The organism is Chryseobacterium sp. PTM-20240506 (assembly GCF_048296755.1).
Taxonomy (GTDB): domain Bacteria; phylum Bacteroidota; class Bacteroidia; order Flavobacteriales; family Weeksellaceae; genus Chryseobacterium; species Chryseobacterium proteolyticum.
This window is the reverse complement of sequence record NZ_CP182581.1, coordinates 3,746,968-3,765,259: the sequence shown is the minus strand read 5'-3', so window position 1 is coordinate 3,765,259 and position 18,292 is coordinate 3,746,968. Positions and strand designations below refer to the sequence as shown.

18 protein-coding genes are annotated in these 18,292 nt (G+C 35.0%); 14 read left to right on the top strand and 4 right to left on the bottom strand.

Annotation, left to right across the window (positions count from 1 at the left end):
* Positions 1-34: 34 nt before the first annotated feature.
* Positions 35-2,332 carry a GH92 family glycosyl hydrolase gene (locus ACNFU2_RS16775; protein ID WP_418122384.1) on the top strand — a complete coding sequence of 766 codons (2,298 nt, stop codon included), beginning with the start codon at positions 35-37 and terminating at the stop codon, positions 2,330-2,332.
* Between the two features lie 109 nt (positions 2,333-2,441).
* Here the strand turns inward: ACNFU2_RS16775 and ACNFU2_RS16770 are convergent, their stop codons facing one another.
* Positions 2,442-3,779, bottom strand: a complete 1,338-nt coding sequence (locus ACNFU2_RS16770) for a dihydroorotase (RefSeq protein WP_418122382.1) — start codon at positions 3,777-3,779, stop codon at positions 2,442-2,444.
* 114 nt (positions 3,780-3,893) lie between these two features.
* Here ACNFU2_RS16770 and ACNFU2_RS16765 point away from each other — a divergent pair, with 114 nt between their 5' ends.
* From ACNFU2_RS16765 to ribA, 8 genes are all read left to right on the top strand, one after another.
* Complete coding sequence (locus ACNFU2_RS16765; RefSeq protein ID WP_418122380.1) at positions 3,894-5,315, top strand: lipopolysaccharide biosynthesis protein; 1,422 nt, start codon at positions 3,894-3,896, stop codon at positions 5,313-5,315.
* Between the two features lie 140 nt (positions 5,316-5,455).
* The gene (locus ACNFU2_RS16760; protein ID WP_172284320.1) at positions 5,456-6,472 is read left to right on the top strand and encodes a sugar phosphate nucleotidyltransferase; all 1,017 of its coding nucleotides are present in this window, start codon (positions 5,456-5,458) and stop codon (positions 6,470-6,472) included.
* 108 nt (positions 6,473-6,580) lie between these two features.
* The gene (locus ACNFU2_RS16755) at positions 6,581-7,423 is read left to right on the top strand and encodes a DUF4292 domain-containing protein (protein ID WP_273650612.1); all 843 of its coding nucleotides are present in this window, start codon (positions 6,581-6,583) and stop codon (positions 7,421-7,423) included.
* On the top strand, positions 7,420-8,979 hold the full coding sequence (locus ACNFU2_RS16750) for a peptidoglycan DD-metalloendopeptidase family protein (RefSeq protein WP_172284322.1): 1,560 nt from the start codon (positions 7,420-7,422) through the stop codon (positions 8,977-8,979). The genes ACNFU2_RS16755 and ACNFU2_RS16750 overlap by 4 nt, the downstream gene beginning before the upstream one ends.
* Positions 8,980-9,009: 30 nt before the next feature.
* Positions 9,010-9,219 (top strand): twin-arginine translocase TatA/TatE family subunit, encoded by a 210-nt coding sequence (locus tag ACNFU2_RS16745; protein WP_172284324.1) that lies wholly within the window; start codon positions 9,010-9,012, stop codon positions 9,217-9,219.
* Between the two features lie 15 nt (positions 9,220-9,234).
* Positions 9,235-9,849 carry a DUF4254 domain-containing protein gene (locus ACNFU2_RS16740; RefSeq protein WP_172284326.1) on the top strand — a complete coding sequence of 205 codons (615 nt, stop codon included), beginning with the start codon at positions 9,235-9,237 and terminating at the stop codon, positions 9,847-9,849.
* Positions 9,846-10,304 (top strand): hypothetical protein, encoded by a 459-nt coding sequence (locus ACNFU2_RS16735; protein ID WP_172284328.1) that lies wholly within the window; start codon positions 9,846-9,848, stop codon positions 10,302-10,304. The genes ACNFU2_RS16740 and ACNFU2_RS16735 overlap by 4 nt, the downstream gene beginning before the upstream one ends.
* A 26-nt stretch (positions 10,305-10,330) precedes the next feature.
* A complete protein-coding gene (ribA, locus tag ACNFU2_RS16730; RefSeq protein ID WP_172284330.1) occupies positions 10,331-10,927 on the top strand; it encodes a GTP cyclohydrolase II in 597 nt (198 codons plus the stop codon).
* Between the two features lie 72 nt (positions 10,928-10,999).
* Here the strand turns inward: ribA and ACNFU2_RS16725 are convergent, their stop codons facing one another.
* The gene (locus tag ACNFU2_RS16725) at positions 11,000-11,533 is read right to left on the bottom strand and encodes a hypothetical protein (protein WP_172284331.1); all 534 of its coding nucleotides are present in this window, start codon (positions 11,531-11,533) and stop codon (positions 11,000-11,002) included.
* A 115-nt stretch (positions 11,534-11,648) separates the two neighbouring features.
* Here ACNFU2_RS16725 and ACNFU2_RS16720 point away from each other — a divergent pair, with 115 nt between their 5' ends.
* From ACNFU2_RS16720 to ACNFU2_RS16700, 5 genes are read left to right on the top strand one after another with little or no spacing between them, the layout of a single operon-like run.
* A complete protein-coding gene (locus tag ACNFU2_RS16720) occupies positions 11,649-13,385 on the top strand; it encodes a glycoside hydrolase family 3 protein (RefSeq protein ID WP_418122375.1) in 1,737 nt (578 codons plus the stop codon).
* Positions 13,386-13,392: 7 nt separating this feature from the next.
* Entirely contained in the window at positions 13,393-14,541 is a 1,149-nt protein-coding gene (bshA, locus tag ACNFU2_RS16715; protein ID WP_172284335.1) for an N-acetyl-alpha-D-glucosaminyl L-malate synthase BshA, read from the top strand.
* Between the two features lie 27 nt (positions 14,542-14,568).
* A complete protein-coding gene (locus ACNFU2_RS16710; RefSeq protein ID WP_418122373.1) occupies positions 14,569-15,843 on the top strand; it encodes a DUF2851 family protein in 1,275 nt (424 codons plus the stop codon).
* A complete protein-coding gene (locus ACNFU2_RS16705) occupies positions 15,836-16,057 on the top strand; it encodes a PspC family transcriptional regulator (RefSeq protein ID WP_007839346.1) in 222 nt (73 codons plus the stop codon). Before ACNFU2_RS16710 ends, ACNFU2_RS16705 begins: the two co-directional genes overlap by 8 nt.
* Before the next feature lie 2 nt (positions 16,058-16,059).
* A complete protein-coding gene (locus ACNFU2_RS16700) occupies positions 16,060-16,572 on the top strand; it encodes a GNAT family N-acetyltransferase (RefSeq protein WP_411250169.1) in 513 nt (170 codons plus the stop codon).
* A gap of 88 nt (positions 16,573-16,660) precedes the next feature.
* Here ACNFU2_RS16700 and ACNFU2_RS16695 read toward each other — a convergent pair whose 3' ends face one another.
* Together ACNFU2_RS16695 and ACNFU2_RS16690 are read right to left on the bottom strand one after the other, a co-directional pair.
* The gene (locus ACNFU2_RS16695; protein ID WP_345990820.1) at positions 16,661-17,395 is read right to left on the bottom strand and encodes an SIMPL domain-containing protein; all 735 of its coding nucleotides are present in this window, start codon (positions 17,393-17,395) and stop codon (positions 16,661-16,663) included.
* A gap of 104 nt (positions 17,396-17,499) precedes the next feature.
* Positions 17,500-18,267, bottom strand: coding sequence for a carboxypeptidase regulatory-like domain-containing protein (locus ACNFU2_RS16690; protein WP_418122370.1), 768 nt, complete (start codon positions 18,265-18,267; stop codon positions 17,500-17,502).
* Positions 18,268-18,292 lie beyond the last annotated feature (25 nt).

The window sequence follows — 18,292 nt, the reverse complement described above, 5'->3', positions numbered from 1 at the left end:
TATTTAATTTTACCACTCTAAAATTTATGCATCCATGAAAATATCAGGAACTCCATTTCTTTTATTCTTCCTGTTTTTTAGCCTTAATTATAACGCTCAAAAATTTGAAAAATTAGCTCAATATGTAAATCCTCTTATAGGTACTGAAAAAATGGGACACACCTATCCCGGAGCCACTGTTCCTTTTGGTTCCGTGCAGCTCAGCCCTGAAACAGATACGATTTCATATGAACTTAATGGAAAATATAATGGAGAAGTCTATAAATACTGTGCTGGCTACCGCTATGAAGACAAAACCATCGTTGGTTTCAGCTCTACACACTTTAGTGGAACCGGGCATTCTGATTTAGGAGATTTTCTAATGATGCCTACTGTTGGAAAACTTCAGTTGAATCCGGGCACCGCTTCTCATCCGGAAAGTGGTTACAGAAGCAGGTTCTCTCATCAGAATGAAAAAGCAGAAGCCGGTTACTATAAAGTGAAACTGGATGACTCTAATATTTTGGCAGAGCTTACAGCTACTACAAGAGTGGGAGTTCAGCGATATACTTTTCCAAAGTCTGATCAGGCTCACATTATTCTGGATCTGATGGCCGGAATTTATAATTACGAAGGAAAGAATGTCTGGACATATGTTCGGGTAGAAAATGATCATACCATTACCGGATACAGACAGACCAATGGTTGGGCAAGAACCAGAACAGTATACTTTGCGATACAGTTTTCAAAACCATTCAAATCATACGGCCAGAAAAATTATGATGGGAAGCAAGTGTATGGAGGATTCTGGAGAAAATTCGACCAGACTAAAAATTTCCCTGAAATAGCCGGAAAAAATCTGAAAATGAATTTTGATTTTGACACCAAGGAAAATGAAGCCATTGAAGTAAAACTCGCTTTATCCCCGGTGAGCCAAAACAATGCTCTTGATAACCTGGAGAAAGAAACAGGAAATTTATCTTTTGATCAGGTAAAAGCCCAAACACAGGAAAACTGGAATAAAGAGCTGAATAAAATCATCATTAAAGGTTCCGATACCGAAAAGACCAATTTCTATACCGCCATGTACCATACCTTTATTAATCCAACAATATATATGGATAGCAATGGAGAATACAAAGGTTTAGATCAGAATATTCATAAAGCAGATGGTTTTACCAATTACACTACATTTTCCCTCTGGGATACCTACCGAGCATTACATCCCTTATTTAATATTATTCAGCCTAAACGAAATAATGACATTGTAAGATCCATGATGGCCCATTATAAGCAGTTCTCTTTGAAAATGCTCCCGATCTGGTCTCATTACGCCAATGAAAACTGGTGCATGAGTGGTTATCACAGTGTGAGTGTTGTTTCAGATGCTATCATCAAAGGTGTTTATACCGGTGATGCAAAAGAAGCGCTCTATGCCTGTGTTGCAACAGCAAATAAAAGGGATTATGAAGGAATTGGGCAATATATTGATTTAGGATATATTCCTGCTGAAAAAAGCGGGACTTCTGTGTCCAATACTCTGGAATACGCCTATGATGACTGGGCAATTGCTCAACTGGCAAAACATTTGGGAGAAACAGAAATTTACAATCAATTTATTACACGTTCTGAAAACTGGAAAAATAATTTTGATAAAAGTATTGGTTTTATGCGGCCCCGTTTAGCAGATGGAAGTTTCAAAAAGGATTTCGATATTCTGAGTACTCACGGACAGGGATTTATTGAAGGTAATTCGTGGAATTATAGCTTTTTCGTTCCACAAAACCCCGATGAACTTATTACCATCATGGGAGGAAAGAAAAAATTTGCATCCAAACTTGATGAATTGTTCACGATGCATTTATCCGATGAATTTTTTGCCGATACTGAAGACATTACGAGAGAAGGAATCATTGGAGGATATGTCCATGGTAATGAACCCGCTCATCATGTAGCTTACCTGTATAACTGGGCTGGGCAGCCATGGAAAACACAATCACAAATTCGCCATATTCTTGAAATGCAATATAAAGCTACTCCTGATGGATTAGGCGGAAATGATGATACAGGACAGATGAGTGCATGGTACATTTTAAGCTCACTCGGATTTTATCCGGTAGCTCCGGGTTCAGAAGATTACGCGATTGGAAGCCCGGCAGTTGATTACGCAGTACTTAATCTGGAAAATGGAAAAACGTTTGAAATTGAAGCAATTGATCAGAGTCCACAAAATGTATATGTTCAAAAGATTCTTTTAAATGGTAAAGAAATTAAAAACTTTACTTTAAAGCATTCCGATATTATAAAAGGTGGAAAACTCAGTTTTTATATGAGCGGCAAAGCAAAAAAATAATCAGTCTGCAGATTTACAAGATCCGTTTTTCGAAACAAAAATAAAAAAAGACTACAGTGAATAGTCTTTTTCTTTATTATATACACAGCTGGGTTTTCAATCTTCCAACTTACTCCTCAACTTCAAAAAGTAATCGCTCACCAAATTTTTCGTCAGCAATTTTTCCATTATCGAATACAAGATTCCCATTGACAAATGTCTGGGTAATTTTAGAATGAAAATTCATACCTTCTAAAGGACCCCAACCACATTTATAAAGAATGTTTTCTTTATTTACTGTCCAGTTTTCATTTAAATCCACCAAAACCAAATCTGCTTTATATCCTTCTCTTATAAAACCTCTTTTCTCTATTCTGAAAAGAATTGCGGGATTATGGGACATCTTTTCAACGATTTTTTCCAGAGAAATTTTCCCATTCCTGAAATTTTCCAGCATTACATTTAATGAATGCTGAACCAACGGTGCTCCGGATGGACATTTTGTATAAACATTTTGTTTTTCTTCCCAGGTATGAGGAGCATGATCGGTAGCAATTACATCAATTCTACCATCTAAAAGAGCTTCCCAAAGTCCGTCTTTGTCCTTCTGAGTCTTTACTGCCGGATTCCATTTAATTAGACCTCCTCTTGTTTCATAATCATCGTTGGTAAATGTTAAATGGTGTACACAAACTTCCGCGGTGATCTTTTTATCTTTTAAAGGAATGTCATTTCTGAACAATGCTGTCTCTATAGCTGTTGACAGATGGAAAACATGGAGTCTCGCTCCTGTTTTTTCTGCTAATTCGATGGCTTTGGAGGAAGATTTATAACAAGCTTCTTCACTTCTGATGAGATGATGAAACTTAACAGGAATATCTTCTCCATATTGTTCCATGTATTTCTGGGTATTTGCTCTTATCGTTGCTTCATCTTCACAGTGAACAGCAATCAGCATTTTTGTATTGCTGAAAATATTTTCAAGGGTTTCAGGATTGTCAACCAGCATATTTCCAGTAGAAGAACCTAAGAATAACTTGATTCCCGGAACATTTCTCGGATTGGTTTTAAGCACCTCTTCAAGATTATCATTAGTCCCTCCCATCATAAATCCGTAATTAGCGTATGCTTTTTGGGATCCTATTTCATATTTATCCGCCAACAATTCCTGCGTTACAGCGTTAGGTACAGTATTCGGCTGATCAATAAAACTGGTAATCCCACCTGCAATTGCTGCTCTCGATTCACTTTCAATATCTCCTTTATAAGTTAACCCCGGTTCACGAAAATGCACCTGATCATCAATCACCCCGGGTAAAAGATATTTTCCGGAGCCGTCAATAATCTGATCTGCTTCATCAGAAATATGGGGTTGTATTTTAGAAATTAAATCGTCTTCAATTAAAATATCGCTTTCAAAGATTTTTCCTTCATTTACGATAGTAGTATTTTTGATAAGGGTCCTCATTTACTTTTCTTTAGACTTTATATTCCTTACAAAATTAAGGTTTATGAATGAATTTTAATATCCCTGATAAAAAATCAATTTCTAAATATTTACATTTGCAAGAAATTTCGCATTTTGAAAAAACTTCTTAACGAAACTATTATCTATGGAATAGGGGCAATTATGCCGAGAGTGATTGTAGTATTGCTGAATTATTTATTCATTAAGCATATTAATGTTAATGATTTTGCCATCTTCACCAATCTGTATGCATTAATTTCTTTTGTTAATATTGTTCTTTCTTTCGGCTTCGAAACGGCTTACTTCAGATTTTCCTCCAACAAGAATGACGAGCAAAAAGTCTTTAATACCTCTTTTTGGTTTTTAGCCACTTTATCTCTTGTCTTCCTTATCTTAGTATTGCTTTTCAACCAGCCTATCGCCGATATTTTTGGCTATTCAAAGACTCCTGAATTTATACGATGGTTTGCATGGATTGCTTTTTTTGACAATCTTCTTGTCATTCCTCTGGCATGGCTGAGGTTCCATAACAAACCAATAAAATATGCTGCTGTAAGGGTAATTCAGGCAGTATTTCAAAGTATTTTTGTAATTGCTTTATTTTTATACATTCCTGACACGATCAGCTCCAAATTTGGACTACGGGAAAAAGTAACTTATCCGTTTTATAGTAATTTAGTCGCAAGCTTTTTGGGATTTCTTCTGGTTTTTCCCATTATTCTGAAGCTTAAATTCCAATTTTCAAAAGGTCTTTTCCTTCAGATGATCAAATATTCCTGGCCGATAATGATTGCTGGTCTTGCATTTATGGTGAATGAAAATTTTGATAAATTTATTCAAAAATTCATTATTGATGACAGCTCAGCAGGAGCCTATGGGGGATGCTACAAGATGGCGGTACTCATGACGCTGTTTGTAACGGCATACAGAATGGGGATCGAACCATTTTTCTTCAAACAAATGCAAAATGAAAATGCAAAACTAACCTATGCGAAAGTAACTGAATATTTTTCTTTTTTTGCCTCCATCGTTGCATTGGGAATCATTGCGAATGTATCATGGATAAAGCTTCTTCTGGTTCCCAATAGTTCTTATTGGATCGCCATCAACATTATCCCTATTATTGTAATTGCGAACTTGTTTTTCGGAATATATTATAACCTTTCAACCTGGTATAAAGTAACAGACAGAACCCGGGTAGGAACATATATTTCATGGACAGGCGCTATTCTTACTATTGTTTTGAATCTTGTGCTTTTGCCTAAATATGGCTTTATGGTTTCGGCATGGGTAACGTTAGCTGCTTATTTTACCATGATGGTACTATCTTATTTCCTGGGCCAAAAATATTATCCTATCCCCTACCGAATGAAAAAAATCGCGTTTTTCATATTACTTTTGGGAGTCTTCAGTTATATCATAGCAAATGTATCCGACTATAACTTCTGGATCGGAAACCTATTGTTTTTGTTCTACACAGGAATTCTATTATATACTGAGAAAAATATGTTATTAGCAAGAATGAGAAAAAACTAAACTTTGGTCTCTATTTTGATGCTAATGAATTTGAAAAATTAAACAAATATTTAATATAATACACCGTTTCAATACTATGGCTTTATTTATGAACAAAAGCCATCAGATTAAAAACAACTAAAAATACCCTAATATAACTTATGAAAATTATCGTTCCAATGGCTGGACGTGGTTCCAGATTACGTCCACATACACTAACCGTTCCAAAACCTTTGATTCCCATTGCCGGAAAACCAATTGTACAAAGGCTTGTAGAAGACATTGCTAAAGTTGCCGGTGAAGAAATTGAAGAAGTAGCCTTTATTATCGGAGATTTTGGCCCTGAAATTGAAAAATCCCTGATCCATATTGCAGAAAAACTAGGTGCAAAAGGAAGCATATATTATCAAAATGACCCTTTGGGAACGGCTCATGCCATTAAATGTGCGGAAGACTCTATGCAGGGCAATGTAGTTATCGCGTTTGCTGATACTCTTTTCCGTGCGGACTTCCAGCTTGATAAGAATTCAGATGGTGTTATCTGGGTGAAAAGTGTAGAAGATCCTTCTGCATTTGGTGTTGTGAAATTAGACAATTATGGTTTTATTACAGATTTTGTTGAGAAGCCAACAACCTTTGTGTCTGATCTTGCCATTATAGGTATTTATTACTTTAACAGTGCTGAGAAGTTAATGGATGAAATCAATTATATCATGGATAATGATATAAAAAATGGAGGAGAATATCAGTTAACAACTGCATTGGAAAACTTAAGAGCAAAAGGTGCCAAATTCACTTTAGGAAAAGTAAATGACTGGATGGATTGTGGAAACAAAAATGCTACGGTAGAAACCAATAGCAAAATTCTTGCTTACGAAAGAGAAGAGATGTCTCAATATCCATCTTCGGCCGTTATCGAAAACTCGCTGATTATCCAGCCTTGCTTTATCGGTGAAAATGTAAAAATTTCGAATTCTAAGGTAGGTCCCGGGGTTTCATTGGGTAACAATACTATTATTGTAAATTCTAATATTGAAAATTCGTTGATCCAGGAAAACACAAGAATCAACCATGGAAACCTGTCTAATTCTATGATTGGTAATTCAGCACAGTATTTTGGAGTTGCCAGAGAAATTTCTTTGGGTGATTATTCTGTTTTAGATTTTCTATCTAAATAGTTATAAGAAAAGCAGCAATAAATAAGATATATTCAAACCACACAAAATGTTTTGTGTGGTTTGGCGTTAATATTGCAAAGTATTATTTTTAATCGAAAAGACAAATACATGAAAAATTGGATCCCATTAGTTTTATTACTTCTTATCTTGTCATCCTGTAAAACACGGAACGTTTCCAAAAGTGGCAACGGTGGAATTAAGGACAGCACAGTTGTGGAAAATAACAACAATCCAAAAGATGCAGGAGAACCGGTAAGGGATAAACTTACATTTTTCGAGCATGTAATAATCCCTCCTCAATTCGAACAGATTAAAATTAACAGCAAAGTTAACGTAGAAACGGGAAATTTCGTCCCTACCCTGGATGCAACGATCTATATTGAGAAAAATAAAAAAGTATGGATGAATTTATCTGTACTATTTATTAATGCTGCCAGAGGAATAGCTACTCCGGAAGGAGTAAAGGGGTTTGACAGGACAAGTAAATCCTATATCGATTCTGACTTTGAATATCTGAACCATCTCTTAAATGTAAATTTCATCGATTATCAATCCCTGGAAAAAATACTTCTTGGACGAACTTTCATAAAAGTTAACGATTCTCAGTTCATCCTTACAAAAAATGCCCAGGGTTATCAATTGGTTTCTTCTGTGAATCAAAAGATTGTTACTGATGAAAAAACGAGAGAGTATAAAATCTCATTACAATATGATGATAATTATGATCTGCTGAACGTTCAGTTAAAGGATGTTTTATCTCCGGACCAGTTAGAAATTTCTTATAGCAATTGGGCTGAATATAATGAAATTCGTCTACCAAAAAATGTTAAAATAATTATAAAAGGTTCAAAAACAAGCCAGATTTTATTAGAAAATACGAAATTTGATTTTTCGAAGATGGAAGTGGCCTATTCAGTCCCAGCCAATTATAAGAAAATTGAAATTAAATGATTAAAAAATTTAGCTTTTTAATAGGTATTTTATTGTTCGGATTGCACAATGGGCAACAAAATAAAGAACAATTGCAGAAGCAAAATGCTGAACTTAAAAAACAAATCACACAAATAAATTCAGATCTCGCTAAAACAAGAAACGAATCTAAACTCTCCATAGCTTATCTTAATAATATCAACAAAAAATTAACCCTAAGAGAAAAAGTTTACAACAACACTCAAAAGGAAAAAAGATTTATAGAAGATGATATTTATCTTCGTCAACTGGAGATCAACCGTCAAAATAAAGAATTGGCGGTACTTAGAAAAAATTACGCAGAAGTTTTAGTGAATGCTTATAAAAACAAGGGAGTACAAAACAAAGTAACCTTTATTCTTTCTGCTAAAAACCTTGGAGAAGCTATTCGTAGAGTTCAATATCTTAAAGAATATTCGGACTATCAGGATAAAAAAGCGGCTGAAATTACAGACGCTGCAAATCAGATCAAAAAAACAATTGCCCAAAGACAAAAATCGGTTGCAGATAAGCAACAACTTTTGATAGATCAACAAAAAGATCTGGCTACTATTAATGTGGAAAGAGCTCAGAAAGAGCAGCTTGTTGAGGATTTTAAGAAAAATGAATCGAAATTAACTGCTGAATTAAAACAAAAACAAGTTCAATCTAAAGCTCTTGAAGGGCAGATCAGAAGCATCATTGCAGAAGAAATCAGAATAGCAAAAGCGGAAGAAGAAGCCAGAAGAAAGGCTGAAGCTGAGAAAATCCGTTTAGCTAAAATTGCAGCGGAAAGAGAAAAAGCAAGAATAGAAGCTGAAAATAGAGCAAGAGCAGAAGCACTTGAAAGAGAAAGAAAATTAGCTGAAGCTGAAGCTAAAAGAGCCGAGGAGCTAGCCGCAAAAAGAGCTGAAGAGGAAAGAAAACGTACAGAAGAAGCAGCTAGAGCAGAGGCTAATGCAAGGGATGAAGCTCGGAAAATAGCCGCAGCAAAAGCTTCTTCGGAAGCCAATGCAAGGGCAAAAGAAGCAGCCAGCAAACTGGCAGCCGCAAAAGCAGCTGAGGCCGCATTAGAAAAGAGAAAAGACGACGAGAAAAAAGCAGCAGAAACCAAAGCGATGACGAATTTTGGAGTTTCTACTGCAGCAGGCAATAATTTTGCTGAAAACAGAGGAAAGCTAGGCTTCCCTGTTGACAAAGGCCAGATCACCCATCGTTTCGGAAGACAACCACACCCTGTTTTTAAAAATATTACAGAAGAGAATAACGGAATTAAAATCTCCGTACCATCGGGTACACGGGCAAAATCAGTATTCCCGGGATCTGTATCTTCAGTTCTGGCTAACAGTGACGGAACCAAAACGGTAATGCTGAAACACGGAAATTATTTTACGATTTATTCAAATCTGGGAAGTGTCAATGTTTCTAAAGGCCAGCAGGTTTCCGCAGGCACCATTGTAGGTACTGTAGGACAAGACTTTGATGGGTCTTATACCCTTGATTTCCAAGTATGGAACGGAACTACACCTGTTGATCCATTAGGGTGGGTTTCTTATTAAAAAAAGACTAACTTTGTAAAAAATTTAGAAATGGAAACATTAACAATACTTGCCTTATCATGGCAGCATATCCTTATCGTAGCAATTCTGCTTGTTTTACTTTTTGGAGGTAAAAAAATTCCGGAATTAATGAGAGGTGTTGGATCAGGGATCAAAGAATTCAAAGACGCAGTAAAGGAAGAAGATAAAAATCCTACTGAAAATAAAAATTCTTCGACGAACAATCCTTCAAGCAACTAAAATTCTTCAGAATTAATGAATTTCACTGAGACTGCATGGAAAGTCTTCAATCAATCTATTGAAGACTACCACGTATTTGATGACGTTAACCATCTAATTAATAATCCTTTCGAAAAAGACAGTTTGGAACGAATTTTGTACGCAAAGAACTGGATTGATACCGTTCAATGGCATTTGGAAGATATTATAAGAGATGAGAACATAGATCCGGTTGAAGCTCTTCAATTAAAGAGAACAATAGACGCCTCTAATCAGAAAAGAACTGATCTGGTGGAATTTATTGACAGCTGGTTTCTTGATAAATTTAAAAATACAACTCCTAAACCTCATGCAAAGATAAACACAGAAACACCCGCTTGGGCTGTAGACAGATTATCAATACTTGCGTTAAAGGTTTATCATATGTCATTAGAAGCAAACAGGGAATCTGCTTCAGAAGAACATCGATTAAATTGCCAGGCAAAATTAGATGTACTTCTCATACAGAAAGAGGATCTGTCGACTTCTATTAATCAGTTGCTTACTGATATTGAAAACGGTGATGTTAAGATGAAAGTATACAAACAAATGAAAATGTATAATGATGAAAGTCTTAACCCAATCCTTTATCAAAAGGGGCAACAAAAATGAAAAGATTATTTTTTTTTGGAATACTGTTTATACTAACTTCTTCTTGCGCATCGGAAAAATTAAATTTTTCTCCGTTGTCTAATAATTTTTATAGTGAAGCAAAAGGTTCAGATTCTGATAGAGGACTAAAAAAAAGCATAGACATCAATATCAAAGAAAATGTAAATGCTTCTGAAATATCCAATTTAATTTCCACCTTTCCTAAATTCAAAACTATTAGTATAAATGAAGAGGTTCTGTCGCTAAAATACAGCCTACAGAATTACTTGTATGCAATTGACGCCAACAATATTTCAGGAAAGAACAGAGCCATTAAAAGCTTTGAAAAATCTTATAAAAAAATTCAGAAACTCAGACAGGATCTTCCAAAAGATGATGATGAAATCCTAAACAGATATTTGGTAAGGTTAAAAACCAATATTTCTGTTATAGAGGATTCTCTTAAAGGAAATTAAAAACTAGTTCAACGACCTTATTATTAATGATTAAAATTCAAGCGGAAGCAAACGTTCCAACGGAACACGGAACTTTCCGAATGATCGCTTTCTCTGAAAACGAAAATGACTGGATGCCTCATATGGCTATTATCGCTGAAAATACAGATTTTTCAAAACCAGTTAATGTACGTTTCCACTCAGAATGTATTACCGGTGAAGTTTTCCATTCAAAAAAATGTGAATGTGGGCAGCAATTAGATGCAGCCATGAAATATATCCATGAAAATGGAGGAGTTATTGTTTACCTTCGTCAGGAAGGAAGAAACATTGGAATAATAAATAAGTTAAAGGCTTATTCTTTACAGGAAAAAGGATTTGATACAGTAGAAGCTAATTTAAAACTTGGACTTCCTGCAGATGACAGAAACTTCAATGTAGCCATCGAAATTTTAAATGTGCTGGAAATTAAAGATATCAATCTTCTGACCAATAACCCTGAAAAAGTAAAATATGTTACGGAAAGTAACATCCACCTTAATTCGAGGGTTCCTTTGCAAATACCCGCGAATGATATCAGCAGAGGTTATTTAAAAACAAAGAAAGATTATTTTGGTCATCTTCTGGATGACAATGATAATTAAAAATAAAACAAAGGGCTTCCGGAATAAATTCTGGAGCCCTTTTTAATTATAAAAAAACTGAAAAGATATATCTTAATTCTTAGTCTTTATTTTAGACTCGTCAATATTATAATATTTAATTACACTGTAGTAATCATTGTAATCGACAGGAGCTGCTGCAGTCTTGGAATTTTTCCCACCTGTATTAGCAGGTAAGATTACCACTCTAAATCTTTTGTTCGTATAGTATGTTGGATTAGCCGTTAGATTCAAGCTTGAGTTAACATTAATTCCTATATCAAATTTGCTAAAATCAAATGAATAATCAACAGCAACGTTGTTATTAGTAAAGAACGTATAAGGTAGTAATCTCCAGATTGGAGCATTGTTATTAGTAAGACCCGTTTGTAAGTAAATAAGCACAACATCAGATTGTACTAACTCATTTGTAAATGCATCTGAATACTGATATAAATTATCATTGGTTTTCGTAAAAGTTGGGGTAATGTCAAAAGCAGTCCCTATTGTATCATGATCCACAAAATTATTATCATCGTCTTTATTATCACAGCTGAATATAAATAAGCTGACAAAAGCTAATAGTAGGATTGGAAGAAATTTTTTCATTTTTATAAAAGTTTTAATATTATCTATAAAGCACATCCAAAACATATACCAAAAAACTTAAAAACATCCATTCTGATGATTTTTTTAATTGTATTTTTGTTCTTATTCAAAAGTTATGAACAAAATAGTTTGCACTTCTCTATTCATATTCTTATCTATCAGTTCAAAAATCGCTGCCCAGTATATACCAAAGGGCATTTCACAGTCTGATGTAAGTAAAGCAAACCAGTGGGTTAATCAAACATACAAATCGCTTTCCCAGGATGAAAAATTAGGACAGCTTTTCATTGTTGCTCTTTATACCAACAAAGGCGAGGATTATATCAACCAGGTAAGAAATATTGTCACCCGTGATAAGATCGGTGGATTGATTCTGATGCAGGATGATGCAGCAAGAGAAATATCTCTGGTAAATGAGTTTCAGCAAAAATCTAAAGTTCCGTTGATGATCGGAATGGATGCTGAATGGGGATTATATCAGAGAATCGCAGCGGCTCACAAATTTCCGTGGGCGATGACTTTAGGAGCCATACAGGATAAAAATCTTATTTACCAGATGTCCTCTAAAATTGCCGAAGACTGTAAGAGGATGGGAATCAATTGGGATTTTGCCCCGGTAGTTGATGTGAATACAAATCCTAATAATCCAATCATTGGAAACAGAAGCTTTGGTTCAGAGGTAGATAATGTCATCAGCTCTGCATTAGCATACTCTAATGGATTACAGGACAACAACATACTAGCAGCCATTAAGCATTTTCCTGGTCATGGTGACACCAGTACAGATTCACATCTGGATCTTCCTGTAGTTCCTCACCAACTCGAAAGGCTGAATGCTGTTGAATTGGCACCTTTTAAGGCTCTTATGACTAAAGGTATCGGTGGAGTAATGGTAGCTCACTTATATGTGCCAACGTTAGAATCGGGAAAAGGAATTCCTGCTTCGGTTTCCAAAAATATTATCACCGGACTTTTAAAAGAGAAGTTAGGGTATAAAGGCCTCATTATTACGGACGCACTCAATATGGGTGCAGTAGCCAATAAATATAAGCCCGGGGAATTAGATGCATTAGCCTTTAAAGCAGGTAATGATATTATGCTTTTCTCGCAGGGAGTGTCTGAAGGAAAAAAATTAATTCAGAAGGCTATTGACAATGGAGAAGTTCCACAATCAAGAGTTGAAGAAAGTGTAAAAAAAATATTACTGACCAAATATTATTTAGGGCTGGATAAATACAATTCCAAAAATTCTGAAAACATTAATAACGACCTGAATAATGATTCACACAAACTTTTGGTTCAGAATCTTTATTCTAATGCACTTACCCTATTAAAAGATGAGCAAAAGCTACTTCCCATTGCCGGAAAACAAGTGTATTATGTTCCTTTAGAAGAAGCTCCTTATCAGACGTTTGCCAATCAGCTAGGTTCAAATATCATTCTTAAAAAAGCTGACGAAATCAGTACAATTCCAGCTAATTCTATAGTTATTGCAGGACTTCATAAGGATAATGCAACAGCATATAAACCATATAAAATTTCCGGAGAATCTAAAAAGATTCTTGCTGATTTAACTAAAAATCAAAAAGTTATTTTAAATGTATTTGGAAGTGCTTATGCTTTAAAAGATATCGATATTTCAAAAATTTCCACGGTTCTTGTTTCTTATGAAAACAATGACGATTCCATGATTGCAACAGCTAATGCGCTATTGGGAAAGACAAAGATCCAGGGAAGACTTCCGGTACTTGTTAATGATCAACTAAAAGCAGGAATGGGACTCGATTTGAATCCTGCAACTGCTTCTGAAACAAAAGTGAATTCAACTATATTTACAACATCAAAACAATAATATTCCAATGAAAATAGGCATACTTTGCTATCCAACATACGGCGGAAGCGGTATCGTAGCAACAGAACTGGGAATGTCTCTTGCTAATAAAGGCTATGAAGTCCATTTCATTAGTTCAGCCCTTCCTGCGAGACTCGATATTACCAATCCTAATATTTTTTTTCATAGGGTAAATGTTCAAACTTATCCCCTGTTTCAATATCAACCTTATGATATTGCACTGAGTTCGATGATCTACAGAGTTGTTAATCTGTATAAACTGGATTTATTGCATGCACACTATGCCATTCCATATGCTTATGCAGCGTTTACGGCTAAACAGATGCTACAGGAAGATAATAACGACATTCCTTTGGTAACAACACTTCACGGAACAGATATTACTTTGGTAGGACAACATCCCAGCTACAAACATGCTGTAGAGTTTTCAATCAACAAATCCGATGCAATTACCTCTGTATCTGAAAGTTTAAAAAAAGACACGCTACAGTTTTTCAATATTAAAAAACCAATCCAGGTGATCACGAATTTCATCGACAATTCTGAATTTGATGAATGTAATGAATGCCAGAGAACGCAGTTCGCTGATCCGGATGAAAAAATATTAATACACGTTTCCAATCTTCGCCCTGTAAAACGTGTGGATGAAGTTCTTCAGATTTTCAAGAATGTTCATAAGAAGGTAAAATCCAAACTGATCATTATCGGAGAAGGTCCGGATATGGAGAAGGTGAACCAGTTTTTAGAAGAAAATCCGGATTTGATTTCTAAGATCAGGCTTCTTGGAAAGGTAAATGACCTGTATAGAATTCTTCAGCTTTCTGACGTTTTCTTATTACCATCAGAACAGGAAAGTTTTGGATTGGCTGCATTGGAAGCCATGGCAGCGTATACTCCGGTGATCAGTTCCAACGCAGGAGGAATTCCTGAAGTAAATGTCCAGGGAGAAACAGGATTCTTAGCTGAAATCGGAAATGTAGAAGCTATGAGCAACTATACCATCAAGTTATTGAGCAATGATGAACTTTTAGCCAAAATGAAGATAAATGCGAAAGAACAGGCGATAAAATTCGATTTGAAAAACGTTCTTCCTATATATGAAGAAATGTACAAAACAACCATAGAAAATTTTAAAAACGAGTTGTCAAAAGTATAATAGATCTATTATATTTGTGACACACTCATGACGGAAAAATTACTTCAATATCTTTGGAACTTTAAAGTTTTCAAAAATTTTGACTTCAAGGATATTGAAGGAAATTCCGTTGAGATCATACATTTCGGGAAATGGAATACCAATGCCGGGCCTGATTTTCTTCTGGCTTCCATTAAAATCAATAACCTCATCCTGAGTGGAAACATAGAGCTTCATGTAAAGTCTTCAGACTGGATCTTCCATAATCATTCCGGGGATCCCAACTATCAAAATATTATTCTTCATGTTGTTTTTCAAAATGATATTGTGATTGAAGAATTTAATGATAAGAAAATTCCTACTCTTGAACTGAAGAATTATATTGATGAAAATATTCTGTGGAAGTATGAGAAACTCATCAAAGAAAATCAGTTTATTCCCTGCGAAAGTATTTTTGATCATCGGAATGTTCCTCTTCATTTCCACGAAGAAAATGTTTTAAGAAAACTAAATGAGAAATCAGAGGAACTGGAATATGCTTTACAACAGTCAAAAAACAATTTCGAAGCTATCCTCTTTCATAGTCTTGCCTATTCTTTCGGACTAAAAGTAAATGCCTATATATTCAGACAAATTGCTGAAAGTATTGATTACAGTGTCATCAATAAAATCAGGCAAAACCCAACACATCTTGAAGCTTTATTCTTTGGGATTTCGGGGTGGCTTGAGGACCCGGAAGACGAACAAATGGAAATCTGGAAACGGGAATTTCAGTTCATAAAGGTAAAGTACCGAATCCTGGACATGAGTTTTCCACCTAAGTTTTTAAGGTTAAGACCTCCTAATTTTCCTACCATCAGACTTTCACAACTAGCCGATCTTTATCACCGGCATCAAAATTTATTTTCTAAAGTCATACATTCAAAAAATAGTAAGGACTTGTTTGATATTTTTAAGAACGTACAGGCGTCCGGCTACTGGAATACCCATTATAACTTTGGGAAAATTTCCTCAGTTAATCAGGTTAAAACATTAAGTAATGACTTTATTGAGCTGATTATATTAAATACGATTCTGCCATTAAAATACACTTACCATAAATATCATCATGAAGAAATTACTGACGATATTTTAAAATTTTATGCAGAAATAGCCCCGGAAAAGAATGCTATTATCACATCCTGGAAAAATCTGAAGATGAAAATTACCAGTTCCTTAGAAACCCAAAGCCTCATTTATCATTTTAAAAATTCCTGTGAAGAAAAAAATTGCTTAAATTGCAGTATTGGATTTAAACTTTTAAAAGATTCTTCAGATGCTTGATAATATCCGTCACAAAATGGAAAGAGAATGGTTTGGTGTTCTTACAAGAATGGGCGCTAAACTTGGGATTCCTGTTTCTAAACTTCGGGTATTCTTCATTTACTCAACTTTCGCCACGGCGGGTTTCTTCTTTCTTATCTATCTGGGATTAGCGTTTACGCTTTGGATTAAAGATATTTTCATCACAAGGAGACCAAGTGTTTTTGATTTATAATTATGGAATTTTTACCTATAACTTCACCGGAAGACTACAAAATAAAAGATATTTATCACTCCTACTCCACAACCTTTCCCGAGGATGAAAGAAGAGACTGGGATCAGTTTGTAAAGTTATTCAGCAATCCTCATGTGAAGGTTATTTCTGTATTGCACGAATCTAAAGTGATTGGATATCTTATTTTCTGGGAATTAAGCGATTACATTTTCGTAGAACATTTTGAGGTTTTTGCAGAGTTCAGAAGCCAGAAACTAGGTTCTCATATTACAGGATACTTATTCAAAAATTATCCAAGGATTATTCTTGAAATTGAACCAGCCCATATCGGGGAAGATGCTCAGAGACGATATTCTTTTTACCAGAAAAACGGATTCTCATTAATAGAAGAAATGTATGTACAGCCAAGTTACGGGGAAGGTAAGCAGCCTTTAGACTTATGGTTGCTGGCTAATTATTCTCCTGCAGATCTTAAAAAGATAAAAGAAGAAATTTATGATGTTGTTTATCATTAAAATATAAAAAGCCAGCACAATCTGCCGGCTTTAATTTTATCGTACATTTTAGAACTTTAAATGGTCAATAAGTTTATTACAGTTCCTATTAATTCACTTCATACTCCAGTTTTATCGTGATACTTGCCACTTTCTCTTTAGAGGTTGTGTTAAAAGCCCCACCATAAGAATAATCTTCATTTGAATTAGGTGCAGTGATCTGGATAACTCCCATGGTTGCCTTTTTTAAACTTCCAAGACCACTTCCTGAGTTTTCCGCAATTTTTTCCGCGCGTTCTCTGGCATCTTTTGTAGCGGTAGCGATCATTTCCTGCTTTACAGCAGTTAACTTTGTATAAAAATAAGATGGCGAAGAGGATGTAAATTCTATTCCCCGATTGATAATCTCTGTAATATTTCTTGAAAGGCTTTCGATCTTAGCCACTTCCTTACTTTCTATAGAAACAGTCTGCGTTAGGTTATATCCTGAAAATTCTCCCTGGACACTATTTCCATTGGCATCATTATAATTACGAAATTGTTTCTGAATGTCTACTGAGGAATAAATAATTTCATTTTGCTTTATTCCTTTTGAAATCAGATAATCATTGATCACTTTTTTATCAGCAAGCAGCCCGTCGTAAGCAAGTTTTAAGTCAAAATTATTTTTTGAGAAACTTCCGGACCATGTGATAAGGTCTGATGTAAATTGCTTTGTTCCCAATCCAGTTACAGAGATTGTATTTTCAGATTTATTTCTGTTTTTAATAGCATTTCCCAGTAGTCCTAGTCCAAGAACAAAACCAATGGCTGCAATAGCCATTACTATGATATTTCTGTTCATAAAATTTTGTGAATTTGATTGATTGGTCATTTAAATTTAAATTTTCTTATGAACGGATACATCAATTTCTATTCCGTAATTTTAAGATTTCTTTAACAAATCGTTCAATCCTTTTTTAATCGTTCTAAAAATGCCGGCATAGTTTCTTCTAATCTCAGCAGCACCCCCGAGAGATTCCTTGCTTTTACATAAGTTCGGGCCTGTGGTTTGATAACAAAAGAAAACTCTATAAATTCCGAGATTCTTTCCGCAGGAATTCCTGCATTAGTAAAATAATCATCATCCACTCTCTTCCTCACCCATAAAATATTGTCCTGCAGATCGTCATATCTGTATTGACGTTTTTGTCTTCTTGCTTTTCCACTGATGAGATCAAAGGCTCCCTGAACATTCAGCTGCCCTAAAAGTATCGGAAGTAGTACCTGTTTTACTTCTGCCGGTTTTTCCCTCATTTTTCCAACAGGTTGTGGAAGGCCCACTGCCTGCTGAACAATTTCCCCTTTGTCAACTTTAGCAACACTTCTTGAATCCTTAGCCAGGTACCCGGATAATTTCTTTACCTCTACTTCCTCTATTTCTTCAGGAATTTTTATCATTGTTATGAAAAGTTGAGAATCAACACCATCTGCAAAAACTCTTTTAGAAATCCTTTCATATCCAGGTCTTACAAACCTTAATTCATCATTTTTTGAAGCTTCAATAGAAAACTCGCCCGAAGAATTACTATAGACTTTCTTATCTGTTGAAAGGTTGATGACCGTAACAGATCCAAGATTAATGTCATTATCATCTGTTATTTTCCCCGTAACGATCTGTTGCGAATAGGCAATTCCATATATAAACAAAACAATAAATAAAATTATATTTTTCATTTAATTATGATTGTTTTATTGCACT

Excerpts from the sequence above, each read along its gene's own strand:
- ACNFU2_RS16775 (WP_418122384.1), top strand. The coding sequence starts at position 35 with ATGAAAATATCAGGAACTCCATTTCTTTTATTCTTCCTGTTTTTTAGC.
- ACNFU2_RS16770 (WP_418122382.1), bottom strand. The coding sequence starts at position 3,779 with ATGAGGACCCTTATCAAAAATACTACTATCGTAAATGAAGGAAAAATC.
- ACNFU2_RS16760 (WP_172284320.1), top strand. The coding sequence starts at position 5,456 with ATGAAAATTATCGTTCCAATGGCTGGACGTGGTTCCAGATTACGTCCA.
- ACNFU2_RS16755 (WP_273650612.1), top strand. The coding sequence starts at position 6,581 with ATGAAAAATTGGATCCCATTAGTTTTATTACTTCTTATCTTGTCATCC.
- ACNFU2_RS16750 (WP_172284322.1), top strand. The coding sequence starts at position 7,420 with ATGATTAAAAAATTTAGCTTTTTAATAGGTATTTTATTGTTCGGATTG.
- ACNFU2_RS16745 (WP_172284324.1), top strand. The coding sequence starts at position 9,010 with ATGGAAACATTAACAATACTTGCCTTATCATGGCAGCATATCCTTATC.
- ACNFU2_RS16740 (WP_172284326.1), top strand. The coding sequence starts at position 9,235 with ATGAATTTCACTGAGACTGCATGGAAAGTCTTCAATCAATCTATTGAA.
- ACNFU2_RS16735 (WP_172284328.1), top strand. The coding sequence starts at position 9,846 with ATGAAAAGATTATTTTTTTTTGGAATACTGTTTATACTAACTTCTTCT.
- ribA (WP_172284330.1), top strand. The coding sequence starts at position 10,331 with ATGATTAAAATTCAAGCGGAAGCAAACGTTCCAACGGAACACGGAACT.
- ACNFU2_RS16725 (WP_172284331.1), bottom strand. The coding sequence starts at position 11,533 with ATGAAAAAATTTCTTCCAATCCTACTATTAGCTTTTGTCAGCTTATTT.
- ACNFU2_RS16720 (WP_418122375.1), top strand. The coding sequence starts at position 11,649 with ATGAACAAAATAGTTTGCACTTCTCTATTCATATTCTTATCTATCAGT.
- bshA (WP_172284335.1), top strand. The coding sequence starts at position 13,393 with ATGAAAATAGGCATACTTTGCTATCCAACATACGGCGGAAGCGGTATC.
- ACNFU2_RS16710 (WP_418122373.1), top strand. The coding sequence starts at position 14,569 with ATGACGGAAAAATTACTTCAATATCTTTGGAACTTTAAAGTTTTCAAA.
- ACNFU2_RS16705 (WP_007839346.1), top strand. The coding sequence starts at position 15,836 with ATGCTTGATAATATCCGTCACAAAATGGAAAGAGAATGGTTTGGTGTT.
- ACNFU2_RS16700 (WP_411250169.1), top strand. The coding sequence starts at position 16,060 with ATGGAATTTTTACCTATAACTTCACCGGAAGACTACAAAATAAAAGAT.
- ACNFU2_RS16695 (WP_345990820.1), bottom strand. The coding sequence starts at position 17,395 with ATGAACAGAAATATCATAGTAATGGCTATTGCAGCCATTGGTTTTGTT.
- ACNFU2_RS16690 (WP_418122370.1), bottom strand. The coding sequence starts at position 18,267 with ATGAAAAATATAATTTTATTTATTGTTTTGTTTATATATGGAATTGCC.